The 24513-nt window shown below is 68.2% G+C and carries 15 protein-coding genes and 2 tRNA genes; 7 read left to right on the top strand and 10 right to left on the bottom strand.

The window, feature by feature from the left end; genetic code table 11:
* Positions 1-49: 49 nt before the first annotated feature.
* Positions 50-763 (bottom strand): class I SAM-dependent methyltransferase, encoded by a 714-nt coding sequence (locus LDL48_RS06925; protein WP_225254177.1) that lies wholly within the window; start codon positions 761-763, stop codon positions 50-52.
* Positions 764-1029: 266 nt separating this feature from the next.
* On the opposite strand from LDL48_RS06925, the gene LDL48_RS06920 reads away from it, so the two are divergent.
* Entirely contained in the window at positions 1030-3003 is a 1974-nt protein-coding gene (locus LDL48_RS06920) for a DUF6311 domain-containing protein (protein ID WP_372472060.1), read from the top strand.
* Between the two features lie 1256 nt (positions 3004-4259).
* Here LDL48_RS06920 and LDL48_RS06915 read toward each other — a convergent pair.
* On the bottom strand, positions 4260-4976 hold the full coding sequence (locus LDL48_RS06915; protein WP_225254175.1) for an IucA/IucC family C-terminal-domain containing protein: 717 nt from the start codon (positions 4974-4976) through the stop codon (positions 4260-4262).
* 451 nt (positions 4977-5427) lie between these two features.
* Here LDL48_RS06915 and LDL48_RS06910 point away from each other — a divergent pair, with 451 nt between their 5' ends.
* Positions 5428-6987, top strand: coding sequence for a peptide deformylase (locus LDL48_RS06910; RefSeq protein ID WP_225254174.1), 1560 nt, complete (start codon positions 5428-5430; stop codon positions 6985-6987).
* Between the two features lie 6 nt (positions 6988-6993).
* On the opposite strand, the gene LDL48_RS06905 is transcribed toward LDL48_RS06910, so the two are convergent.
* Positions 6994-8106, bottom strand: coding sequence for a globin domain-containing protein (locus tag LDL48_RS06905; RefSeq protein WP_225254173.1), 1113 nt, complete (start codon positions 8104-8106; stop codon positions 6994-6996).
* Between the two features lie 129 nt (positions 8107-8235).
* Here LDL48_RS06905 and LDL48_RS06900 point away from each other — a divergent pair, with 129 nt between their 5' ends.
* Entirely contained in the window at positions 8236-8985 is a 750-nt protein-coding gene (locus LDL48_RS06900) for a CPBP family intramembrane glutamic endopeptidase (protein WP_225254172.1), read from the top strand.
* A gap of 4 nt (positions 8986-8989) precedes the next feature.
* Here LDL48_RS06900 and LDL48_RS06895 read toward each other — a convergent pair whose 3' ends face one another.
* A complete protein-coding gene (locus LDL48_RS06895) occupies positions 8990-9883 on the bottom strand; it encodes a hypothetical protein (RefSeq protein ID WP_225254171.1) in 894 nt (297 codons plus the stop codon).
* A gap of 1153 nt (positions 9884-11036) precedes the next feature.
* Between LDL48_RS06895 and LDL48_RS06890 the strand changes: the two genes are divergently transcribed.
* Positions 11037-11126 (top strand) — tRNA-Ser (locus LDL48_RS06890).
* A 36-nt stretch (positions 11127-11162) separates the two neighbouring features.
* Positions 11163-11235 (top strand) — tRNA-Arg (locus tag LDL48_RS06885).
* A gap of 1085 nt (positions 11236-12320) precedes the next feature.
* Here the strand turns inward: LDL48_RS06885 and LDL48_RS06880 are convergent.
* The 4 genes from LDL48_RS06880 to LDL48_RS06865 form a co-directional block, all read right to left on the bottom strand.
* On the bottom strand, positions 12321-13109 hold the full coding sequence (locus tag LDL48_RS06880; protein ID WP_225254170.1) for a HEPN domain-containing protein: 789 nt from the start codon (positions 13107-13109) through the stop codon (positions 12321-12323).
* Between the two features lie 1100 nt (positions 13110-14209).
* The gene (locus tag LDL48_RS06875) at positions 14210-14629 is read right to left on the bottom strand and encodes a hypothetical protein (protein ID WP_225254169.1); all 420 of its coding nucleotides are present in this window, start codon (positions 14627-14629) and stop codon (positions 14210-14212) included.
* 116 nt (positions 14630-14745) lie between these two features.
* Positions 14746-15075 (bottom strand): hypothetical protein, encoded by a 330-nt coding sequence (locus LDL48_RS06870; RefSeq protein WP_225254168.1) that lies wholly within the window; start codon positions 15073-15075, stop codon positions 14746-14748.
* 199 nt (positions 15076-15274) lie between these two features.
* Positions 15275-15715 (bottom strand): SMI1/KNR4 family protein, encoded by a 441-nt coding sequence (locus LDL48_RS06865; RefSeq protein ID WP_225254167.1) that lies wholly within the window; start codon positions 15713-15715, stop codon positions 15275-15277.
* A gap of 144 nt (positions 15716-15859) precedes the next feature.
* Between LDL48_RS06865 and LDL48_RS06860 the strand changes: the two genes are divergently transcribed.
* Positions 15860-16273, top strand: a complete 414-nt coding sequence (locus LDL48_RS06860; RefSeq protein ID WP_225254166.1) for a hypothetical protein — start codon at positions 15860-15862, stop codon at positions 16271-16273.
* Between the two features lie 111 nt (positions 16274-16384).
* On the opposite strand, the gene LDL48_RS06855 is transcribed toward LDL48_RS06860, so the two are convergent.
* Entirely contained in the window at positions 16385-16915 is a 531-nt protein-coding gene (locus LDL48_RS06855) for a hypothetical protein (protein WP_225254165.1), read from the bottom strand.
* 342 nt (positions 16916-17257) lie between these two features.
* Positions 17258-17866, bottom strand: coding sequence for a hypothetical protein (locus LDL48_RS06850; protein WP_225254164.1), 609 nt, complete (start codon positions 17864-17866; stop codon positions 17258-17260).
* A 403-nt stretch (positions 17867-18269) separates the two neighbouring features.
* Here LDL48_RS06850 and LDL48_RS06845 point away from each other — a divergent pair, with 403 nt between their 5' ends.
* Positions 18270-24467 (top strand): RHS repeat domain-containing protein, encoded by a 6198-nt coding sequence (locus LDL48_RS06845; RefSeq protein WP_225254163.1) that lies wholly within the window; start codon positions 18270-18272, stop codon positions 24465-24467.
* Positions 24468-24513: the final 46 nt, after the last annotated feature.

Here is a 24513-nt window from a genome sequence, read left to right as displayed (position 1 = left end):
GACAAAGCCCGCCGGGTACGTACCTCGGCGGGCTTTTCGTCCGGATCGGTCAGCGCGGGGTGCGCGCCACTACGAAGACCGACTGGCCGAACGGCGGCTTGACGATGCTCTCCGCGGCCTTGGTGACCGGAAGCACCAGCGAGTCGTACACCTTGACCATCGGCCCCTCCTTGGGGGCCAGCTTGAAGATGCTCGTCGCGCCGTAGTAACCGATCAGGCCCAGCGCGTTCGCGTAGTGCAGCTTCTCGATCTCGAGGCCGGCCTCGGTCATCGCGGCCCGCATCGTCTTCTTGGTGTAGCGACGGATGTGGCCGGTGGCGATGTCGACCTGGCTCATGGCGAACATGAACGCCGGGACGATCAGGATGATCCGTCCACCGGGGCGGACCAGCTCGGCCATGCTGCGCAGCGCGCCGACGTGGTCCTCGATGTGCTCCAGCACGTTGTACGACACCGCGGCGCTGTACTCGCCGGCGGCCTCGGTCGTGGGCAGCAGCATCTGCCGGACGTCGATGTTCGCGTGGTCGGCGAGGCGCTCCTTGAGCAGCACCAGCCGGTCCGGGTCGGCTTCGGTCGCGGTGAAGCGCGGGAGGTGCTCGGCCCACTCCAGCGCGTAGTCGCCGAGGCCACTGCCGATCTCGATGGGATTGTCCCCCAGGTACGGGAGAGCGAGCTCGACGAACCATCGACGGTGGTTCACGGCCGTGGCGAGGCCCTCGAGCACTTCGGACTGGATCCGCTGGTCTCCAGTGATGTCTGCCATAAGTAAGGTTCCCTCGTCTTGCCTGATCCGAGCTGACAGCGGGACCGGAAGAGTTAACCATCCGCCGCTCGCAACCGAAAGTTGAGGCGGGGACGTCCGCTCTTTGTTTGCCTGATTGAGACATTGCTCCGGGAGGCCCGGCCCCGTTAGCCCGTGGGCACCGGTTGTGAAAGGTAGCCGAATATGCACTCGTACATATCGGCTCGATCACGCATCGGCCGCCCGTCACAACAACGTTACCAACCTCCGTTAGGCTCGCCGACGCTATGACGATTACCGGTATTGACTCGACAGGCCAGTCGGCCGGTGGGAACGCCGCGCGCCGGCAGGGCGGCACCCACACCGATGACCTGGACGCGGAGCTGCTGGCCCTCGAGACGGACGTGGCTGCCGCGCCGATCTCGGTCATACCCGCTGCTGAGCCCGAGGCCGAGCCGGTCGAGCGCCGGGGGTTCTGGCGCTCTCTCACCTGGCGGGATGCGCTCGCCATTCTGAGTTTCATTGCGGTAGCGGTGATGGTTACCGCACCGTTGTGGACCAATCTTGATCATGAGTTGCGGGACGATCCTCAAGATCAAGCTTTCTTCGAGTGGATGTTGGCGCACGGTGCGCGGGTGGTTACGGATGGCGTTTATCCGTTCTTCTCCGATCGCATGAATTACCCCGATGGGGTGAACATGATGGCCAACACCTCGGTGTTGGCCGTTTCACTCCCGATGACGCCGGTCACTCTGATGTTCGGCCCACATGTGGCGTTCAACGTATTTCTTACGTTGGCATTGGCAGTCACCGGCATCTCGTGGTACCTGGTGCTCTCCCGCCAGTTCGTCGCCTCCCGGCTGGCCGCCTGGGTGGGCGCGCTGTTCTGCACCTTCGCGCCGAGCATGATCTCGCACGCCGGCGGCCACCCGAACATCGTCTCCCAGTTCCTCGTCCCGCTGATCATCTGGCGGTGCCTGGCGCTCCGGGTGCCGGGCCGGGCGGTGCGCAACGGCCTGATCCTGGCCGGGCTGCTGGTCTGGCAGGCGTTCATCAACCTCGAGATCCTGTTCATGACCGCGGTCGGGCTGGGCGTGTTCTGCGCGGTCATGGCGGTCGCCCGGCGCCGCCGCCACCCCGGCGAGATCGTCACGTTCCTGCGCGGCCTCGGCGTCACCGGCGCCGTCACGCTCGCCGTCCTGGCGTACCCGCTGTCGGTGCAGTTCTTCGGCCCGCAGTCGTACCACGGCCTGCCGCACTTCGTCCGCGGCTTCGGCGCCGACCTGGGCTCCTTCACCGCGTACGCGAGCCGTTCGGTGGCCGGCGACAGCCTCACCGCCGCGCGCCTGTCGCAGAACCCGGCCGAGGAGAACGCGTTCTTCGGCTGGGGCCTGGTGATCCTGTTCTTCGGCCTGGTCGTCTGGATGCGCCGGCGCGCCGCGGTCCTCGCGATGACCGGCGTGGCGCTGCTGTTCGCCGCCATGTCCCTGGGCCCGCGGATCTTCCTGAACGGCATCAACACCGGCGTGCCCGGCCCGTGGGCCCTGCTGCACAGCGTGCCGGTGCTGAACTCGGCCGTGCCGACCCGGTGGGCCCTGGCCATCGCCCCGGTCGTCGGCATCGTGCTGGCCCTCGGCTGTCAGCGCGCCGTCGACCTGGTCCGCCAGCAGCCGTCCGCCCGCAGCCCGGTCCAGGTCGCCATGATCACCGCGGTCGCGATGGCCCTGGTGCCGCTGATCCCGACGCCCCTGCAGACCGTCCCGATGTCCCCGGTACCGGAGTTCGTCACGACCGGCCAGTGGCGCCAGTTCGTCGACGACAACCACACCGTGGTCACCCTGCCGCTGCCCGACTCCAGCTACCCCGACCCGCTGCGCTGGACCGCGTACACCGGCCACGACATGCGGATCGCCGGCGCGTACGCCCTGCTGCCCACGCAGAACCCGCTGGACCCGGAGGACCGCACCGCGCTGTTCTCCCCGCCGTGGCGACCCACCAGCGGCCTGATGGCGTCCATCCGCCAGGGCAACCCGATCCCCGAGATCACCGACACCCGGCGCGAGATGACCCTCGCCGACCTCCGCTACTGGAAGGCCGGCGTCATCGTCCTCACCCCGCAGATGCGTGACATCGAGATGCTGCGGGCGATGACCGACCTGCTCGGCTTCGAGCCGACCTGGACCGGCGGCGCCTGGCTCTGGGACGTACGCGCGCTGGTCGACGACCCCAACGCCGTCCTCACCGGCCCCGACATCGGCTGACCTCGCCCGCTCCGCTCCGCTCCGCCCCGCCCCGCCCCGGCACCGGTTCCGCTGGTTCGCCAGATCGGCGGCGGGTCTGGGGCGGAGTCCAGTCCGCGTGGTGGACGGGACTCGGCGCATCACCCAGCCTCCTTTCGGCTCGGGGCGTGTGGAGCAGTGGCTCGCTGCGCACCGCAACTCCACGCGCCCTCGTCACTCAGCCGGTGCGTGCTGAATTGCGGCGCGCTGCGCGCCCGGGAACGACACACGGAGTCACCCCCCCAGCCCGGCGTGCGGAGTTGTGGCGCGCTCGGTACTGCGGAAAGTCATGCCACGCGACCTGTTGCGCCTGCGACACGTTGCCGCGCGCCGGACTTCGATGATCGGTAGCAGTCAGATGTCCGAGCACTACCGTTTGTGACCCGCCGCACCTCCAAGATCTGCCCAAGCCCTCCAAGATTCATGGCGATGACGACGGCCCACTGCCCGTGACGCCACCGGCTTTCGGATTACCAGAGCCGACCACGTCCACCCGCGAGCCGCTCGGCCCGCCATGAGCCACGCGCATCGCCCATCGCGTTGCTCGCCTCGTCGGTCGTCGCCTCGTCGCTCGTCGCGTCGCACCCGTCACCCGCCGCCCGGCCTGTTGCGCCGCGTCGCGCCCGTCACCCGCCGCCCGGCCTGTTGCGCCGCGTCGCGCCCGTCACCCGCCGCCCGGCCTGTTGCGCCGCGTCGCGCCCGTCACCCGCCGCCCGGCCTGTTGCGCCGCGTGTCGCCCGTCGCCCCGCCGCGTCCCCCACCCCCTCTGCCACGACTCGACCTCCCCCATCGGGCCCACCCCGGAGGAAGCGATCTTGGACTTGTGGTGGGGACAAAGAGCCCATCGCGCTGCCAAATCGGGCACCACAAGTCCAAGATCGAGGGGACTGCCAGCGGCGTGCGGGCTAGCGGCAGGGCCAGCTGCGTGCGAGGGCTAGCGGCAGGCGGCCCAGCGGCAGGCGGCCCAGCGGCAGGCGGGCGATCGGCGTGCGGAGGCTAGCGGCAGGCGGCCAAGCAGCAGGCGGGCCTGTGGCGGGCGGGCCTGTGGTGGGCGGGCTGTGGTGGGCGGGCCTGTGGTGGGCGGGCCTGTGGTGGGCGGGCCTGCGGCAGGCGGGGCCTGCGGCGGAAGTGCCTGCGGCGTGATGGCCTGTGGCTGGATGCCTAGGGCGGGAGCGCCCGCGGCGGGAGGGGACGCCGAGCGGCCGCGCGTCAGCCCAGGCGACGACCGACCGCCAGACCTACTTAATGCAGCAACCCGCGCAGACCTTAGGCGACGGCAGGGTGAAGGCAAGACAGCAGGTCTTGCGCTGCACATCGAGCTTGCCGTTACGCCCCGGCACCAGCTCGATCAGGTCTTCCACCCCGAGCGCCCCGAGCAGCGTCCCGATCGTCTCCGCGGACGAGCCGGGCAGCACGTCCGCCGACCGCAGCACCGCGTAGGCCACGCCGGACGACACGGAGCCGAGCAGCGTACGGGGGCCGATCCGGACCCGGCCGTGGATGGCTTCCAGCAGCGGGGTCAGGTGCTCGTCCAGCAGAGAGGTGCGGAAGGCGGCCAGGAGTGCTGCCTCGTCGGGCATCACGCGTACCTGCGGCAGGCCGCTGAGGGCGAGCGGGTCGGAGGCGAGCACCGCGACCGGGATGTCGTGCCGGAGGCCCAGGGTGACCAGCGGGCGGGAGTCCCGGAAGTGCATCAGCACGTCGTCGGCGCGCAGCAGCGGGACCCGGCGGGCCGAGGCCCAGCCCAGCACGGCGGGCAGGGCCAGCCAGTACGTGTACGCCTTCCAGGCCAGCGCCGCGGCGGCGTGTGGCTGGGCGTTCCACCGCTGGCGTGCGGAGCCGAGCAGGGTCTCCAGCTGGGCGCCGGCCAGCTGGGTGGTGGGCATCCAGTCGGTGGCGTCCGGTACGAGCAGGTCCGGCGCGAGCCCGGGCAACTGGGTGCTGGTGCCGAACATGGCCCGTAGCGTCGCCGTGACCGGAGCGAGCGGCTGTTCTGCGGACGAGGGGTCGGCGAGCGGAGACCGGTCCAGGGCCGCGGTCACCGGGGGGCGCCGTTCAGCAGCGGCTGCGCCGCCGAGCGCGTCATTCGCTGGTGCACCGCTGTCACCTCGCCGTGGAGTCGGGCCGTGGAGTCGGGCCGTGGGGTCGTCTGCCGGGGTTAGTACCCGCCGGATCGCCGAGCACTCACCGTACCTTGTTAAGGCTAACCTAACCGCGCCACCCCAGCGGTCCCTTGACCGCCTCCATCAGGTGTTCTTCGTGCCAACACCCGGTGCGAGGGTGACCTGACGCACCGTTGCGGCGTTGCCGGTTTCGTCAAGGTATCTGTCGGCAACGCGCTACTAGCCCCTTGCGGACACCGGGAGACAGCGACACTGAAATCCCGTCGCGAAGGGGACATTCGTGATGACCACCTCGCCCGTCGAACGGGCTGCCGACCAGTTCGTGACGGCTCTTGCGCAGTGGCGCCTCGAACGGGGGATGACGAAGAAGCAGCTCGCCGCACGCATGGGCTTCGATCCCTCCTACGTGAGTCACGTCGAGGGTCGCCGCCACAAGCCGACCGAGGACTTCGCCCGGCGGGCCGAGGCGGTGCTGGCCGCCGGTGGCGCCATCTGGCAGAAATTCCAGGAGTACGACGAACTGCGGCACGCCCGCGCCACCCCGGTGCACCGGGATCCGCCGGTGCCGGCGCAGTGGATGCCACCCGGCACGGGTCTCATCGTGGAGCGCGAACACGCCGCGCTGACGTACATCGACGGGGGCTACCGCTGCCGGGTCCGGCGGGCGCTCTACAACGCGGGCAACGAGCCGGTCACCCGGTACCTGATGAAGATCGCGGTGGACCGGTACCCGCACGACCCGGCCGGCTCCAACCGGCACCACCGGGAACACCCGCTCACCTGGGACGAACTCGACATCGAGGCGGTCGCCGGCGAGGGCGAGGCGGTCGAGCCCATGCATTGGCGGCTCAAGCTGGACCGGGACGCGGCCAAGGAGGTCTGGCTGCTGTTCGCCAACGACCACGGCCAGTTTCCGCTCTACCCGGGAGAACGCACCACCATCGAGTACGCCTACACGGTCGGCGCGGAGAAGTGGGGTCAGTGGTTCCAGCGGGCGGTGCGGCTGCCCACCCGGCACCTGACCGTCCGCCTGGACTTCCCGGTGGAGTTCGAACCGCAGGTGTGGGGCCTGGAGACCTCGCTGGCCGCGGAAGTGCCGGTGCGCACGCCGCTGGAACGGCACAACGAGAACGACCGGGCGATCTTCGAGTGGTCCACCGGCGCGCCGCTGCTGAACGCGCGGTACCGGCTGGAGTGGCGGTTCCGGGGGGCGGGCGCTCCGACGTACGAGGAGACCGCGCCGCCGGCCACCGAGCCGCTGAACGGCCACACCTTCTCCGTACCCGAACAGCGGGCCTCCCACCGGATGCGGGGGATCGGCATCGTGCAGCGCGGGTCTGATCTGTTGCGCCAGCGGGCGCGGCATTTCCAGCTGCCGCGCGAGGAACGGTCCGCCCGGGACGCGGTGACCAGCCTGCTCACCACGCTGGAGCGGCTGGAGGCGCTGCACGAGTTCAGCAAGGGCGTCGGGCTGGCCGCGCCACAGATCGGCCTGGCGGCGGCCGCCGCGGTCGTACAACCGCCGGAACGCGACGCCGAACCGGTGGTGCTGCTCAACCCGCGGCTGATCGGCGAGTCCGACGACACCGACGAGCAGTACGAGGGGTGCCTGTCCTTCTTCGACTACCGCGGCCTGGTGGTGCGGCCGCTGTGGATCGAGGTGGAGCACGCCCGGTACGACGGCACCCGGGTGATCACGTCGTTCGAGCAGGCCATGGCGCGCCTGGTCAGCCACGAGATCGACCACCTCGAGGGCCGGCTGTACGTGGACCGGATGGCCGCCGACGCCACGCTGGTACCGATGTCGGAATACCAGCAGTCCGGCCAGCCGTGGGCCTACTGAGCGCCCTCAGATGTCGCTGAAGCTGTCGTACTTGATGCGGATCGACGGCACCTGCATCTCGGCCAGGGTCTTCAGGGTGGACTTCACCATCGGGCCGGAGCCGGACACGAAGAAGTCGTGCTCGTTCCACGGGCCGTAGCGCGCCACCACGTCGGAGATGTTGCCCTGCTCGCCGGGGAACGTCGGGTCCTCGCTGCAGGCCGGCACCACCGACAGCCACGGGTAGCGGGCCGCGAGCCGGTTGAGGTCGGCCAGGTCGTACAGCTCGTCGCGGTTGCGGGCGCCGAAGAAGACGTGCACCCACCGGGTCCGGTTGTACCGGGTGAGTTCCTCCAGCAGCGACTTGATCGGCGCCAGCCCGGTGCCGCCGGCCACGAAGACGGCGTCCCGGGTGGACCGCCGGTCCAGGTTCATCGAGCCCATCGGCGCGGCCAGTTTGATCATGTCGCCGACCTCCATCCGGCGGACCAGCGAGCTGGAGACCCAGCCGGCGCCGATCGCGCGGACGTGGAACTCCAGCGAGTGGTCCCGGCGCGGTGCGTTGGCCGGCGAGTAGGTGCGCCACAGCCGCGGCTGGATCCGGGGGAACTCCAGGCTGACGTACTGCCCGGCGCGGAACTCCAGCGGCTGCATCGGCCGCACGGTGAACACCGCGATGTCGGTGGCGCGGCGCTCGTGCGCGACGATCTCGCCGTACCAGTACGGCGGGTTGGTGTCCGCCTCCGCGCCGGCCAGCATCTTCGCCGCGATCACCGCGTACGCGTCGGCCCACGCCTGGTCGTACTCGACGCCCCACTGCTCGCCGGCGAACGTCCGCATCGCCTCGATCAGCGCGCCGCCGACCACCTCGTAGTGTTCCGGTTCCACGTGGAACTTCCGGTGGTCACGGCCCAGCGCCCGGAGATAGTCGTCGAACTTCTCCGGGTCGCCGAGCGTCTGCACCGCGGTCACGATCGCGTTCAGCAGGCGGGCCCGTTGCACGTCCATGTGGACCGGGAACAGGTCCCGCAGGTCCGGATGGGAGAGGAAGATGCGGGCGTAGAAGTAGCTCGCGACCTTGTCCTGGTTCTCCTCGACGAGACTCCAGCTCTCCTTGAGCAAACGCGCGAGGTCTCCCATGCGATAAGCGTGCTCATTCATCTCATCAGGCCATCGCACGGACAGTGCGATGCATCACGCCTTCTCGCCGGTCCCCGGCGAGTCGCCTGCCCCAATTGGTGCGAATGTGCTTAGCCCTATGGTGGTGCGGTGACCCTTGATCGTCCGGTGACCCGCACCGCCCTCGGCGTCGAGGTCGTCATCGTCCTGCTGCTGTCACTCGGCCAGTCCGCCGTCTACGCACTCGTGTCGATCATCGCGAAGCTCACCGCCGGACCGCTGTCGTCCCAGACCGCCACGCTGAACCCGTCGAGGTCCCCACGGCCGTACCTCGACCTCACGTACCAACTGCTCGGGATCTTCTTCGCGCTCGTCCCGGTGCTGCTCGCGCTGTATCTGCTCGGCTCCGCACGTACCTCATTGGGTCTGTCCTTCGACCGGCCCGCGTTCGACGCGGGCTGGGGTGCGACGCTGGCCGCGGCCATCGGCATCCCCGGCCTGCTGCTCGTGTACGTGGCCGCGACGCTCGGCCTGAACGCCCAGATCGTGCCGGCCGCCCTGCAACCCGTCTGGTGGGCCGTGCCGGTCCTCATCCTCGCCGCCGTGCAGAACGCCGTCCTGGAAGAGGTCATCGTGGTCGGCTACCTGATGACCCGGCTCCGCCAGCTCGGCCTCAGCACCGTGGCGATCGTGGCGTGCTCCGCCGTGCTGCGCGGCTCGTACCACCTCTACCAGGGCTTCGGCGCCTTCATCGGCAACGCCGTGATGGGCGTGGTGTTCGCCCTGTTCTTCCTCCGCACCAAGCGCGTGATGCCGCTGATCGTGGCGCACACCCTGCTCGACGTGGCCGCGTTCGTGGGCTACACGCTGCTGCCGAAGGACTGGCTGTCCTGGCTCTGAGTGCTCAACCCCGCCGACTCTGCGCCCGGTAGAACGCGGTCGCCTTGCCGCCCATCGTCCGAGCCCCGTTCCGGCTGGTCATGACGGCCGCCAGCAGCGCCGTCCCGGGCAGCACCCGGTTCACCGCCCGGACCGCCATCCACGCCCCCGCCTGCACCGCGACCATCCGCCCCAGCCGCCAGACCGCGTCGGTCAGCGTAGCGTCGTCCTCATACGCCGGCTGCCGCGCCGCCGCGAGAGCCGCCTCGGCGTCCTCCCGGCTCGGGTGCACGTTCGCCAGCACCAGCAGATCCGCGGCGCGGCGCTCGTCGGTAGGGTCGATGCCGTAGGCGGCCGCGACATGCAGAATGAGTTCCGCGTACGTCAGCGCGTTCGACGCCAGCAGCGCCATCGGGGCGTACGTGCCCGCCACCGCGGCGAACAACCCACCCACGCTGCCGAACCGGACGAACTGCCGCTGGGCGAGCCGGGCCAGCGACTCGGCCGACGCATTCGGGTACGACTCCCGAGTCCGCAGCGCCCACTCCTGCGCGCGGGGACCGATCGTCTGCACGGCGGCCAGCGCGAGGAGTTCCGGGCTGTGCCCCGGGTCGGCGACCAGCTTCGCCCAGGCGTCGGTACGCACCGCAGCGGTGAACCGCGGAACCGCGACGTCGGTGTCGGTCCTGGCGGCGGCCGGTTCGGCGGGCTGCTGCTGCATTGCTGCGGCCTTGCGTGCGGGCTTCCTCGGCGGGGCGGCCTTCACCGGTGTGGCTTGCTGCTGCGGGGGCGGGTCGACCGGCGCGGTGGTCTCGCTCGGAAAGGGCTGGGCCGGTGCACCGGCGATTTCCTTGTCGCGTTCCTTGTCACGGGGCGGGGTCGCCTTGACCGGGCCGGGCGCTGACCCGGCGGCGGCCACGGACCTGGAAGCGGGACCGGGCGCTGGTTCGGCCGGCTTTGCTGGGGCGGGTGCTGGTTCCGCCGGCCCTGCCGGGGTGGGTGCTGGCGCCGCCGGTCCTGTCGCGGTGGGATCTGGGGTCGGTTCGGTCGGGCTCCCGGCGGCGGGGGTGGGTGTCGGTTCCGCTGGTCTTGCCGGGGTGGGGGTCGGGGTCGGTTCGGTCGGCTTCGCGGAGGTGGAGCCCGGTTTCGGGGCTGTTCGCTTCGCGGTGGTGCGGCCGGGTGTCGCCTTGGCTGGTGCTTCCACGCGCGGGCTGGCCTTCCGGGGGGTGGTCTTGGCGGGCTGGACCTGATCGCTCGCGGCGGACTTTGCGGGTGCGGTCTTGGCCGGGGTGGCTTTCGCGGGTGCGGTCTTGGCCGGGGTGGCTTTCGCGGGTGCGGCCTTCGCCGGGGTGGCTTTCGCGGGTGTGGCTTTCGCCGGTGTTGCCTTGGTGGGCGCGGTCTTCGCGGGTGTGGCCGGCGGCGGGCCGGCGGGTGCTGCCTTGGGCGGGGCGGAGGAGCTGCCGGGTGCTGCTTCGGCCGGGGCGGGGTTTGCCGGTGCGGCCTGGACCGGGGTGGCGTTGCTGGAAGCGGTGCCGCGAGGCGCGGCGTCAGGCGGAGTCGCCTTGGCCGGGGCGGCCTTCTGCGCACCCTGGGCCTTACGGGGCGTGGACTTGCGGCCGCGCCTAGCCTGGTCCGGCGGACCCTGGTCGGCCGGTGTTGCGGTTGGGGCGTCGGACCGCGTACCCGATGGGGATTTGCGGGGTGGAGTGCGGTCCGTCGACGGCGGCTGGAAAGTCACCGGCGGAGGCGCCTTGGCGGCGCGCCGAGGGGCGCGCTCGGCCGGCTTGCTCGGCGGCGAGGCCTGCTCCGGGGTGCTGAACGCGGCCCGGGGGGTGCGCGGGCGCGGCTTGTCCGAGCCGGCCGGCGTGGGCGGGTTCTCCTCCATGCCGTGGGAGCCTAGTCGGCCGGGCAGCGTTTCTCCTGTTGGAAAGCGGTGTTGACGGTCGATTTGTCGCACTAGCTGCGCGCCGACACCGCCCATATCTGCCCGGCGTGGCGGGATGGTGGCCGCTTTGCCCGGCGCCAGAGCCGTCCGGTATCCTCGACGAGCGGTGGTCCGTGAGGCTGCCGGGGGAGACTTCGCCTAGTCCGGTCTATGGCGCCGCACTGCTAATGCGGTTGGGGTTTATCGCCCCTCCCGGGTTCGAATCCCGGAGTCTCCGCGTGTCAAGCCGGTGTGTATGCTGGCTGAGCACTGAGCGCCCGTAGCTCAATGGATAGAGCATCTGACTACGGATCAGAAGGTTAGGGGTTCGAGTCCCTTCGGGCGCGCAAGCGATCAAGGCCGTGACCTGCGGAAACAAGGGTCACGGCCTTCTCTCTTCCCATTTCCGGCCCCGAAAATCCCGCCTGGTGGGAGCGTGGTGATCGGATGGTGATCGCGTGTCGCTGGCGTGTTCCGTCCATAGTGGATTCGTGCGTTGAGCAGGGACTTTGGTCTCGCGAAGCAGGGCCGGACCCGCGGTCTCGCCGGTTACTGTGCATTACACCTACGAGGTGTCTGGCGTTCCGATGAGGGCTAATGGGGCGGTGCAGGACTGTGCCCTGGTGCGGTGGCCGGCACGGGGCGAGCCGTCGGCGGGGTGCCGGGCAGTGTCGGGTCGCCATGATCCGGGGGTGTCCGGTGGCGATGGCGAGCGCGTGGCTCCGGATGCGAGGGAGGCGGTGTCACCGCAGTGTGGTGATGGCTGCGGCCGGCGGCGGGCAGCCTGTCAGCCGTGCGGGACATCCGAGGCTGTCCTGGGACAGCCGGCGGCGACGACAGATGGGTTGCCGTCGGATCATGCTCGGGGTGTCGTGATCGTGCAGGGAGTCCTGCCGCGCCGGTTCCGCTACGACCATGTGGTCCGCGCGAGTACCGCCGGCGGGCCGGATGGATCTTCACAGGGTCAGGAGGGAGGGCTGCTCACAGCTGCGGCGTCGCACCGTGCAGGGCGGTTGGAAGTCCTGCCGCAACGCGAGCGGAAAGCCCAACGCGCGGACCGTGCGAGCGCACCCCGGCCTGGTCAGCTCCCTTGTAGCCCTGCCGCCTCGGAAGTGCCGACTTCCGGCCGCGCTCGCGTCACCGAACACACCCGAAAGAAATGAGACCCTGCTTACTGATCTGCCGAGAACAGTGCGTTGGACCGATGATGAGGTGCTCGATCGAATGTTGAGGCTGAGGGTGACCCATGCTTACGACCCCGCCGTAATGTTGCACAACGTCGAAGTGTTGAAACGGCAACGTGACGAGGCTCTAGGATTCGCGCAGCGTTGACGCTCGATCTTAGCCGACGAGAGGTCCACCGATGACTAATCGCTTCAATGACCGGTAAACGACTGTCAGATCGCCCACGTGTTGTGTAGCTCGATTGAATCTAGCCGCCGAGCGACATCCTGCGAAAATCGCCTGCGTCAGGCCAGCCCCTATCAATCCCTCGGAGAATGGCCTCTGTAGCAAGCTGGCGAGCATCGGTGGACAGTGCCGCAATCTCTGCTGAAGAAAGCTGCTGCTTTTTTCCGCCCGGCCGAGGGCCGTGAACAAACCTTGAGCGCGCCCCGTAAACCTTGTTAAGTCGAACGCTGATGTCCTCTCGTTCTTCATAGCTCGATCCCAGCAAGTAAGCACCGTTAGTGCGAAATCTGTGGGCCATTTCACCGTCGCCTTGCTCGCGAAGGAGGATGCTCTCGAGTGAGACAACGAAGTCGACTAAGGCGTCGCTGCTGTTGTTACGCCCTACTCCGAGCTGGAACCTCCGCAAAGCAAAGCCCCCAGCATCCTGCGCCTCGGCCATATTTCTAATCGTCGCGCTGGCAGCAAGCTTATCGATTGAATTAAGATGCGCGGCGGTGATTGCCTTTTCGCTCTCAGATCGTACTAATTCGGGCAACCCGACAGGAGGACCCGCGCGTCGCATACCGAGCAGTAGCCAGCTCGGCGTGGATTCGACGGTTGCATGAAACGTCGTTCCAATATTGTAGCCATGCAAGGCAAAGGAGAGGAGTATGGGCTCCAGCCCGCCCCCTTCAGATAGCCGGTGTTCCTCAACGGTGTGCGTACTCTCGACTTCGAGCACATGGCGCTCGGTCCCACCACGCCAGCGGCGGAAAATGCCAGAGCCGGACGAGGAGTTGTCCAGAGAGTGCCCCAGCTCTTCGGATGTCATCGGACGCACTGTGACCAGCCCTCGCGATACCCGCTTGTCGTTCGTAAGGCCAGAGACTGGGAGTCGCGTAACAGTTGGAACAAATCCCGATTTGAGGTGATCAACGAGGGCCCTCGCCGCAAGGCGCCTCCACTTCAGGGTGCCTCTACTTAAAGAGGGACCAGATTCCAGCATTTCCCTCGCGCAGCTATAAAGCAGATCCAGAACGTGAATTGCCCGAATCTCATCTGAGCGCAGATCGACTCCACTCTCTTTAATGAGCTTCTTTGCGCTCTCGGGGGACCAGAGCTTTGCGGTAGGGAGCCACTCTCGTTCAGGGTTCGCATATATATCGGCCAGCTCGTCGGCGAGCTCTACGGCTTGACGGTCCTGAATGGGTCCTGCAACTTCACACAATGCGGGCGCAATCTCTCGAAAGCTAGAGAACTGCCGCTCTTCCTGCTCCACGCCGACCCCATTTCCGCTCTCGCTACGAACGGCCACCGGGATGCTGCGTAGGGAGAACGGGGATAGTCGTCCCTGCCTGGCAGCTTTCACAAACCGTGCTTGAACGGAGCCCAGCCAAGCAGTTATCTGCTCTTCCACTGCACCGCTTCTCTCGCGCTCTATCTGCATCCGAAACTGACCGTAAGCATAGCAGCGCAGAGAGCGTATTCCAAACTTGGCGTTTGCGAGAACGTTTCGGGAATTCGCTCGCCGGAGCGGATTCGAAAGGCGGCAGGATCGATCGAGCGATGATCAATACCGCCGCGATCCGAGTGCTACGTACGCTGCGTTCTAATGGGCTAGCGCCGATTGATCCACTGGACCGTCCAGACATCGCATTAGGCCTTTATGCCCTCGCATCAAACGATCGGAACGCCGATTGAGGGTAAGTCAGTGAAGCGCAAGTCGGATCGTCTCCTGATATTTCGGCTCTGTTGATTCTGGGCACTCGGATAAATTGGGTACCAGGCTTACAGCGCCAGCGCAGCCGCAGTCCATTGCCGACCATCACGGCTCTGCGACGTTCGCTTGAGTGTCCGCATCTGCCGCGAGTCGTGCGCGCAGACCAAGGTCGTCGTCGTCACCGGAGACGGGGCCAGTGCTCGAGCGGCATGTCAGCGGGCCGCCAGAGGTGACGCCCTCAGGTTCAGAGCCACCCAGGCAAGAGCGGCGGGCGCAACTATGAACGGCAGGGAAACCACCACTGCGAGGAAGACGAGAGCCGGTTCCGGCGGCGATTCCGCGCTAATCGCGAAGCTGCAAAAGTGCATGACACTTGGGTCGGGCGGGGTGTAATTCGCCTGGTACCAGTCACTCAGCAAACCATCCACGGCGAAGATGGTCGGAAGCCCGGTCAGCAGTGCCGTTACGGCGAGCAACCGCCCACCCGGTCGAGATTCCCCGCCGCGAGCCGCGGCAACGACCGTCAGCGCGACCGCCGCAAGAAGGGCCAGAACAGCCGGTGCGGCCACCGCCAGCACCCGTACGTCATCGATCGCGGCAACGAGCGGAGAAAGCCCGAACACAGCCAGCACGGCCAACACGGAAACAGCGACCGCCTGGCGCGGCCGAGGCAACCGAGCCGCCGACCGCGGCAGAGCCCGGATGCCATAGCAAGCCACCACCAGAGCGAGGAAACGCAGGGCCTCGGTCAGTTGAGCGAAACGCAGCTTCGTACGCCAAGACTGGTGTCCACGCCGGTCGGGCACCCGTTCGCACCCAGAGGCGCAAGAGCCGGCTCAGGCGCCAATTCCCCGAGCAGCTGGGCCATGGCCACGGCCGCCCACAGCAGCAGAAAAACACCCAACGACCAACGCATTCTCGGCGCCCAGATGCCGGCCGTCACCACGTACCCGGCCGCCGCCAGCATCGCGACAGCCCTCGCCGTCAGCTGCACGCCGCTGGCATCGAACACGTCCGCTGCGAGCGAGACGGTGACAGCGGCACCCACGACTATCGCCGCGACCGGGAAGGGACGCACACGACAGATCATCCCGGCGCGGAGCCCAGCCCACGCATCTTATCGTCGGACCCGCGCAGCGACCGGCGAATAATCTTGCGCGCGGAGCGGAAACATCAGGCAGATAGGTGGACGGCGTGCCGTCGCGCCACCGCACTGACCAACACGCGGACATGCCGAGGAGAGCGTGCGGACTACCAGACTGGGCTATGACGGTTGATCACCGTTGCTCGTACCATTCGTCGCCCTCGGAAGTCAGAATCTGCCCCAGGTAGTCCGCGAGGCTGTCAGCAACCTTGCGCCGGGTGTCCGTTTCGTGTTCCCACACCATCACGCCAGCTCGCAGATCATCCGCCACGAAGGCGAACTGGTCGCCGCCCCCGTTGTCGCCGAAGAACAGCAGGCCGTCGAATGACTGGTACAGCTCGGCGAACGAGGGGTCTGTTCTGAACTGTGCGTTGTCTTCGGCGATACGCTGCGCTGTCCACACGACGTCTAACGCCCACTCGCCAAGTACGCCATCCGTTTCCAACAGCAGCGCCCGCAGGTCGGCGGGGACCGAATCGCCTAGCCTCCGCTCAATGTCATTGATTGCCTCTGTGCTTGCTAGCGGGGCAAACTCGGCCTCCGGATAGGCCGTGGCGGCCAGTTCGACCCACACGATCGTCACCTCTCAAAGCAGCCGTTCGCATCCGCGAAAGGTTTCCCGGGCAGCAGCCCTGGATCCTCTCATGCCGCAAAGCGGCGCACGGTCGGCGACGTAGTAGGTGTCCTGCTGACGCGCCGGCAGGTAGGTTTGGCCGTCGTGACTGACCTGAAGGCGTTCCGCCGCGCCTGCTACGAGGCCGCACGACGAAGCGGCGGCGAGCTGACGGAGTTCCGGATCAGCGACAAGCCGACGCCGAACTTCCACCAGGCGATCATCGCCTACCCGGGCCGAGACGTCGCGGCGGTCAGCGTCCGCGACACCCCGCTTCTAGCGCTGGCCGTTCCCCGCATCATCGACCCCACGCCAGCACGTAAAGCGGATCCATTAACCTTCGTCAACGTCCCCGACCTGGCCGCCGTACTGACACTCGCTCCGGGGTTTCGTCTGCTGGCCACCACGGAGTTGGACGGCCCGGTCGACGTGGCGGAATGGCCACAGATCAACCGACACGACATGCGCTACTGGCAACCGCAGACGCTGGGCGAGGCCCTATTCAACTACTGGGACTGACCCAAGATCACGCATCCTCTTCTGCCGCAATGCGTGGTCGCTGAGCTCGACGATGCTGCCGGCCGGGTGACCGATCACACCGGTCGCATGCGAGGTCTGAGCCGTTCGCTGCTACCCGTGTCTCGGTAGCCCCTGAATGAAATCTCTAGCTTCCTGGACAACCTTCGCCTCCGCGTCGAGAACCCGGGTCGCGTAATCGGCGTCCCAAACCGCCCAGGCCTCGGTCGTGTCCTGGCATTGCACGATGCTGGAGATCAATTGTCGCAGCGGCTCGGAGTCGGTGTACGGGATAGCCGACCAGCCGTAGCAGTAGATGTAATCCCCACCCGTGCGAACATCCACATCGCCCTCGACGATCAGCTGCGCCCACCACCGCACCAATGCCCAAGCTCGAGGTACTGGCAAGGCAGGCAGGTTGTCCGGGATCAGTCCCAGCTCAGCCACTACCCGAACGAACAGCTCCTGCGCGTCTGGCTCTTCCACGCGGGTCAATCCCGCCAGACGGGGCAGGGAAGGAGTGTCGATTCCCGCGAGTAGGGCGTCGAGCCCGAGCTGGATGAGTCTGTCAGAACCGACGTGGCGCCCCACCAGCTGACTGATCGCCACCTTGCGCAGCGTCGCGATCGCGGCTTCGGTGTCCATGGCGTCCAGAAGTATCTCCCGCCGTGAGTGCACGGCGCATGTACTTTCGCCATGACCGTGCACGACGGTCATTTCGGCCGTGCTCTTGTGTAGCGGTGCGCTGTGCTCGACGCGTATTCATTTGCCGCCGATAATGCTCGGTGGGCGGAGGTGGTCGCTACGCTTCGTCGAGCGACAGCGTGAATGCTGGACCTGGTCGGCGCGGCTGCCAGCCGGTGCGCAGTGCGTGGCGGTGGTCGGAGATTGGTCGCGGCCGGCTTGGTCACCTCGATCGTCAGATCGGCCCGGGCCACGCGGCGGTCGGCACCGGGACCCCCGCTGCCACGTCACCTGCCGCGGCGGTTACCCGGCCGGGCGCACCGACGCGTAGTGGGCGAGGAAGTCGGCACGGCGATCGGCACCGCCCGGGACGCGGTGCATGTACAAGCCGACGCTGCCCGAATCGGCCCAGAAGCAGACGGTCAGCGTCTCGCGGGGATCGCTGCGGTGCGAGTCACTCAGATTTTCCGTGGCGGCACCGCACCGGACCGCGACCCCGCCGGGTGCGTCGTCGAGCGGCCGGACGTCGGACATGGCCGGGAACGGCATCGCGGCGATCAGCCGCTCCACGGTCCCGTGTGGATCGGCCACCGTGCCGGCGACCGCCCGGACATGAATGACCGGCGTGCCCTTAGAAAAGCTGATCTTCGCCGGATCGGTTTCCATGTAGGCCTCGGCGTAGTCCGCGGTGGGATCCGCGACCAAAGGCCGCAGCACCTTCAACTGCGCCTCCCGGTTCTCGGTCCAGTGCGGGTCGCCGGCTCGGGGGACGTCACCGAGCGCGGCCGGTGTCGCGAACCGGGCCGGCGCCGAGGGGCCTGCCGGCTCCCCGGCCGGCTTCGCACCGGCGCATCCGGCGAGCAGCAGCGTGGTGGCCACGAGGCCGGCCCGGACCGGGCGGGTATCGATCACGTGGACACCGTAGGTGGTCGTCCGAGTCGTTCGCTCAGGACCCCCACCGCGGGCTCAGCGGCAGCCCGGCGGCGACCAGCACCACCCCGGCCCACGCCGCCGGCCCTGGGCAGCGGCCCGCCCGGCAAGAGGAACCGCTGTAATGCCGTGGTGTCGGAACTTGCAGACGCGAAATCCGGCAACGATCTTGCGGTGCCAAATTTTGACGTTCAACCGGTGTCCGAAGCTATGGACACAACCACAGCGCGGATTTCGCAACGCAACGCAGCGTGACGTCGACGCGCCTGAATGTGTGTTGAGTCCGACTTGCGTTTACCAGTTGTGTTCCTCCCTTGTGGAGGATCTTTTGGCCTCCCTACGATCCGGGGGCCTTCGCTCGAGGGCCTACGGGGGAGGGCCGGGGATGGCTTCCGAGTTCGGTTCGTCGTGTCTGTTCGAGGGTGCCTGGCCGTGGATCCGCCGCGGTATCGGCATGGTGCTGCTGGTCTTCCTCGTCTCATCGGTGCCGTTCGCTTCGGTGGCTCAGGCTGATCCCGGGGTGTCGCTGAAAACCGAGCGGGAACGTTCGGTCGAGGTGAGCGCGGTGAAGCCGCGGCCGGTTTCACCGTCGCAGTCGGCCGAGCAGGTGTGGGAGCCCGAGCCGGTGCGCTGGCCGGCGCCGGGCACGGCGTCGGTGGTGCTCGCGGGGAGCGGCCGGACGGCGGTGGCCGGTCAGCCGGTCAAGATCGGCCGGGCCGGAGCCGTGGCCATGAGGTCGGCGGCGGCGCCGGCCGAGGTGAGGTCGCAGGTTCTGAGCCGCGCGGCCTCTGAGGCGGTTGGGGTTCCCGGGCTGATGGTGCGACTCGCCCGCGTGGACGACGTCGCTGCGGCGGCGCCGCTGACGGTGGAAATCGACTATTCGTCGTTCCGACACGCCTACGGCGGGGACTGGGCGCGCCGGCTGCAGCTGGTGGAACTGCCCGCGTGTGCGGCGCAGACACCGCAGGCCGCGGCGTGTCAGACGGCGAAGCCGGTGGAGGCGAGCAATGACCTGAACCGGTCGGTGCTGGTGGCGGACGTGTCCGTGGCGCCGTCGGCGGAGTCCGCGGCGGTGGACGGCACCGTGCTGGCGGTGACGGCGGCCGCTGTCAGCGCCGATACCGGGACGTTCGAGAAGTCGAATCTGGCGGATTCCGCGTCGTGGGTGGCCGGTATGTCGTCGGGAAATTTCGCCTGGTCGTATGACATGCCGGCGCCGCCGTCGCCGGGTGGGCTGGAACCGGAGGTGGCGCTGGGGTACTCCTCGGGCATGGTCGACGGGCGGACCAATGCGGAGAACACCCAGCCGTCGGGGATCGGTGAGGGCTGGGATTACGACCCCGGCTACATCGAACGTTCGTACCGGGCGTGTAAGGACGACGTGGCCGGTGCGACGCCGGCGCAGTACACCAACGCGACCGGCGATCTGTGTTTCCGCGACCAGAACGCGGTGTTGATGTTGGACGGTAAGTCCACCGAGCTGGTCCTCGACGACGCGAGCGGCCGGTGGCGGCTGGCCGACGACGACGGGTCCCGCATCGAGTTGGTCACCACCGGCACGGTCACGGGTCTGCACAACAACGAGCACTGGAAGCTGACCACGACCGACGGCACGCAGTACTGGTTCGGTAAGACCCGGCTGCCCGGCTGGGTGAGCGGGAACGCGGTCACCGAGTCGGTGTGGGGTGCGCCGGTGTTCGCGAACCGTACCGGTGAGCCGTGTTACCGGACCGGCGGGTTCGCCGGGTCGTACTGCTCGATGGCGTGGCGGTGGAACCTCGACTATGTCGTGGACCCGGACGGCAACTCGATGTCGTACTGGTATCAGAAGGAGAAGAGCAACACCAAGCTCGCCGGCACGACCGCGGTGAAGGAGTACGAGAAGAGCGGCTTCCTCAAGCGTATCGAGTACGGCACTCGCGCCGGCACGGAGTTGAGCACCCCGGCGCCGATGAAGGTCGTGTTCACCGAGGCCGACCGGTGCCTGAGTAACTGCTGGAACGGCAGCACCCCGGTGCAGGCGAACTGGCCCGACGCGCCGCTGGATCTGCAGTGCAACGCCGCCCCGTGCAACAACAACCCGACACCGTCGTTCTTCACCACCCGGCGCCTGAGCAAGGTCGCCACGTTCGTGCGGGTCGGTAGCACGGACCAGCCGGTGGACGAGTGGACGCTGACCCACACGTTCCCCGCCACCGGGGAGAGCAGCGTCGACCCGGCGCTGTGGCTGGACTCGGTCACCCACACCGGACGGGCCGGCGGCACCAAGGCGCTGCCGAAGACGGTGTTCGGTGGCACCCGGTACGCCAACCGCACCGACTACAACACCTCCCGCGCGGTGCCGCAGACCAACAAGTACCGCCTGACGAAGATCACCACTCAGACCGGTGGGCAGATCAACGTCACCTATGAGGGCTCGGACTGTACGGTGAACGGGCAGGCCGAGCCGGACGTCAACAGCAAGCGGTGTTTCCCGCAGTACTACGCCCCACCGGACGCCGAGGCCGGTTGGTCGTGGTGGAACAAGTACCGCGTCCGGCAGGTCACCGAACAGGACCTGGTCGGTGGATCACCGACCGTGGTGCACAGCTACGAGTACGCCACCACCGGCAACAACACCTCGGTGTTGTGGCACCACAACGACGCCGCAAGGTGGTCGCTACCCATGCCGAAACGCAGCTGGTCCGACTGGCGCGGCTACCCGACCGTGAAGGTGTACTCCGGCGCCGAGGGTCGCACCCGCACCCGCACCGACTACCGGTACTTCCGGGGCCTGCACGGCGACAGCACCGACGCCGGCGAGACCGCCCGCAACGTCACGGTCAGCGACTCCCACAACGCCGGGTTCCCCGACCACAACAACCTCGCCGGGCAGCTACTCGAACGCGTCTCCTACGACAGCGACGACACCACGGCGCTGCACAAGGTCCGCTTCCAGCCGTGGCGCAGCCGCACCGCGCAACGCGTCGAGGTCCCCGAGCACTCCCAGCCCGCCCTCACCGAGGCGTGGATGTCCGACACCTTCATCGAGGAGAGCTTCGACTACCTCGAGATCGAAGAGACGTGGCGCGAAAGCGAGGTCGAGTACACCTTCGACCCCACCTACGGGCAGGTCACCAAGGAGACCGACCGCGGCCTGATCACCACCGGCGACGACGACGTGTGCACCACCACCAGCTACGCCCGCAACACCACCGCCTGGCTGATCGACTACCCGGCCGAGGAGATCACCACCAACTGCGCCGCCACCCCCGGCCCCGACGACGTCCTGGCCGGCGAACAGAGCTACTACGACGGCTCGGACACCCTCGGCGCCGCACCTAGCCGCGGCCTGGAAACGCGCACCAAGGAACTGGACTCCTACACCGGCACCAGCCCGATGTGGGTCACCACCGGCACCACCGGCTACGACGCCCACGGCCGCGTCCGCACCGAAACCGACGCCCTGGACCGCACCACCGAAACCGCCTACACGCCGCCGACCGGCGGCCCGGTCACCACCGTCGTCGAGACCAACCCCGCCGGGCACCGCACGACCACGGCGCTGAACGTCCGCGGTGACGCCACCTCCGAGACCGACCACGACGGCAAGACCACCACCGTCCAGTACGACCCGCTCGGCCGCCTGACCAAGCTCTGGCTCCCCGGCCGGGCCACCAGCCAGACCCCGAACACCGAGTACCTGTACGAGGTAGGCGGCACCGCCGCGCCCAGCTACACCGAGACCCGCGAACTCGGCCCGAACGGCAACCAGATCAGCTCCTTCGAGATCTACGACGGCCTGGACCGGCTACGGCAGCAGCAGAGCACCGCGCCGGACGGCAAACGCGTCATCGCCGACACCCGCTACGACTCCCGCGACCTGCCCGTCACCGTCTCCGAGCTGTACAACAACGCGTCGGCGCCCACCGGCACACTGGTCACGTTCGCCGACGCCGACGTGCCGTCACAGACCCGCACCAATTACGACGCCCTCGAACGCCCCTTCGCCGAAATACTCTGGTCGCGGGGCACTGAGAAGTGGGCCACCATCACCACTTACGGCGGCGACCGGATCCACACCACCCCACCGGCCGGAGACACTCCCACCACCGTCATCACCGACGTCGACGGGCGGGTGACCGCCCTGCGGCAGTACAAACGTGCCACCGGCGACGACCACGACGAGACCACCTACCAGTACGACCGCCTCGGGCGGCTCACCACCATCACCGACGCGGCGAACAACACCTGGACCCGCGGCTACGACCGCCGCGGCCGGCTGCGCACCCAGTCCGACCCGGACACCGGCACCACCCGGCTGGAGTACGACCACGCCGACCAGCTCACCCTGAGCACCGACGGCCGCGGCGAGAAACTCGCCACCGTCTACGACGCCCTCGGCCGCATCCGCGAACTGCACGACGACACCCCCGAGGGCAACCTGCGCACGTCCTTCACCTACGACACACTGCGCACCGGCCTGCCCACCTCCGCCACCCGCCGGCACGACGGCCAGCAGTACACCACCGCCGTCACCGGCTACACCGATCTGGACGACCCGACCGGGGTGTCCGTCACCATCCCCGACACCGCCGCCCACGGCGGCCTCGCCGGCACCTACACCACCAGCTACGGCTACAAGCCCGACGGTTCCCTCGCCACCGTCGGCTATCCCGCCGCCGGTGGGCTGCCCGCCGAAACCGTCACCCACACCTACGGCGACAGCGGGTACCTCAGCGGCGCGGCCGGCCTCGACACCTACCTGTCCGGCATCGCCTACCGCTGGAGCGGCGAGGTCAAGCAACAGCACCTCGGCGCCGGCGGCAAACGCGTCCGGCTCTCCACCGACATCGACGACGCCACCGGCCGGCTCACCAAGAGCCAGGTCCACACCGAGCACCCCGGCGCCGCCGACACCTGGGACGAACAACTCACCGAGCTGTACCGCCACGACCCCGCCGGCAACGTCCTCGCCATCAACGAGGTCACCGAGACCCCGGCCAGCAGCGTCGTCTCCCAGCAGTGCTTCCAGTACGACTACCTGCGCCGCCTCACCGAGGCGTGGACCACCACCGCCGCGAACTGCCCCAGCACACCCGCCCAGGACAACGGCGGCCCGCAACCGTACTGGCACTCCTACACCTACGACACCACCGGCAACCGGCTCACCGACACCCGCCGTCAGCCCGGCGGCGACACCGCCCGCGACTACACCACCCCCACCGCCGGCACCCCCCGCCCCCACACCCTCACCAAAGTCACCACCCGCGGCGGGGCCACCACCGACTACACCTACGACAACGCCGGTAACCTCGCCACCCGCACCGCGCCCGGCCTCAACGAGACCTACGAATTCGACCCCGAAGGCGAACTCGCCAAACTGACCACCAACGGCGCTGCCCACACCTACATCCACGACGCCCTCGGTGAACGCCTCATCGCCGACGACCCCGCCGCCGTCACCGCCTACCTCGGCACCACCGAACTACGCCGCAACAAGACCACCGGCGAAGTCGACGCCACCCGCTACTACCCCAACGCCGTACGCACCACCACCAGCGGCCTCACCTGGACCACCGACGACTACAGCGGCACCGCGCAACTCGCCGTCGACGCCACCACCCTGGCCACCACCCGCCGCCGCAGCACCCCCTTCGGTGAAACCCGCGGCACACCGCCGGCCTGGCCCGACCGTAAGGGCTTCGTCGGCGGCACCAACGACGCCACCGGTTACACCCACCTCGGCGCCCGCCTCTACGACTCCACCACCGGCCGGTTCATCACCCCCGACCCCCTGCTCACCCCCGGCGACCCGCAACAACTGCACGGCTACGCCTACGCCAACAACAGCCCCATCACCTACCACGACCCGGACGGCCTCCGCGCCAAACAGCCCTCCCACGGAGGAGCCGGCGGGTTCGGCAACAACCAGACAGGCGGAGGCAGCAACGCCGGCAACAGCGCCGGCCGGCCCGGCCCACGAAGCCAGCCGAAACCCGCACCCAAGCCGAAACGGCACCAGGGCAGACACTCACGCTCCGACCGCAAAGCTGAACGCGACAACATCTGGCACCACAAACGACAAGCCAACAAACGACGTGCAGAAAGCAAGCCCCGATCCAAGGCGCACCGACCGAAAACCAGTAAGCACAAGCCCACCCCCAAGTCTAGGCACCACCTGAAAGGGAAGAACAGCGGCAAAGGGAAAAAGCCAGGTAAGAGCGCGGGCGGCGGGAAGGGTAAAGGCGGCGGGCGCGGTAAAGGCAATAGGCCGTCCACCGGTCGCGGCAAACCCCCGTTCGAGCGACCTCGACACCCAAACCTGCCGAGAGAGACCGGAAAAAAGAAGGACGAGGCTGAGAAGAAGGCCAGCGACATACTCGACTCCGGGACGCCCGACGACGGGATCGGCTCCGTTCGAGACTTCGCCGATTCTTTGGCGGCGGGGGCAAGGGCACCCGGCACGGTCGTCGAACCCCGCAAGCAATTCCCCCAACTCAACCGGGCCGGCGACGACGACATCGACCCCGGCAGTACCTTCAGCCTCATAGCCGCACTAGTGTGGACGGCTATCCGTGCTCTCCGAAACAAGGGCAGGTAACACCGTGACGTCCCAGGACTTCGGCGGTCCCGAACTCGCGGCAGTG

Origin of the sequence: Jidongwangia harbinensis (assembly GCF_020216025.1) — a bacterium.
Taxonomy (GTDB): Bacteria; Actinomycetota; Actinomycetes; order Mycobacteriales; family Micromonosporaceae; genus Actinoplanes; species Actinoplanes harbinensis.
This window is presented reverse-complemented; position numbering and strand designations above follow the sequence as displayed.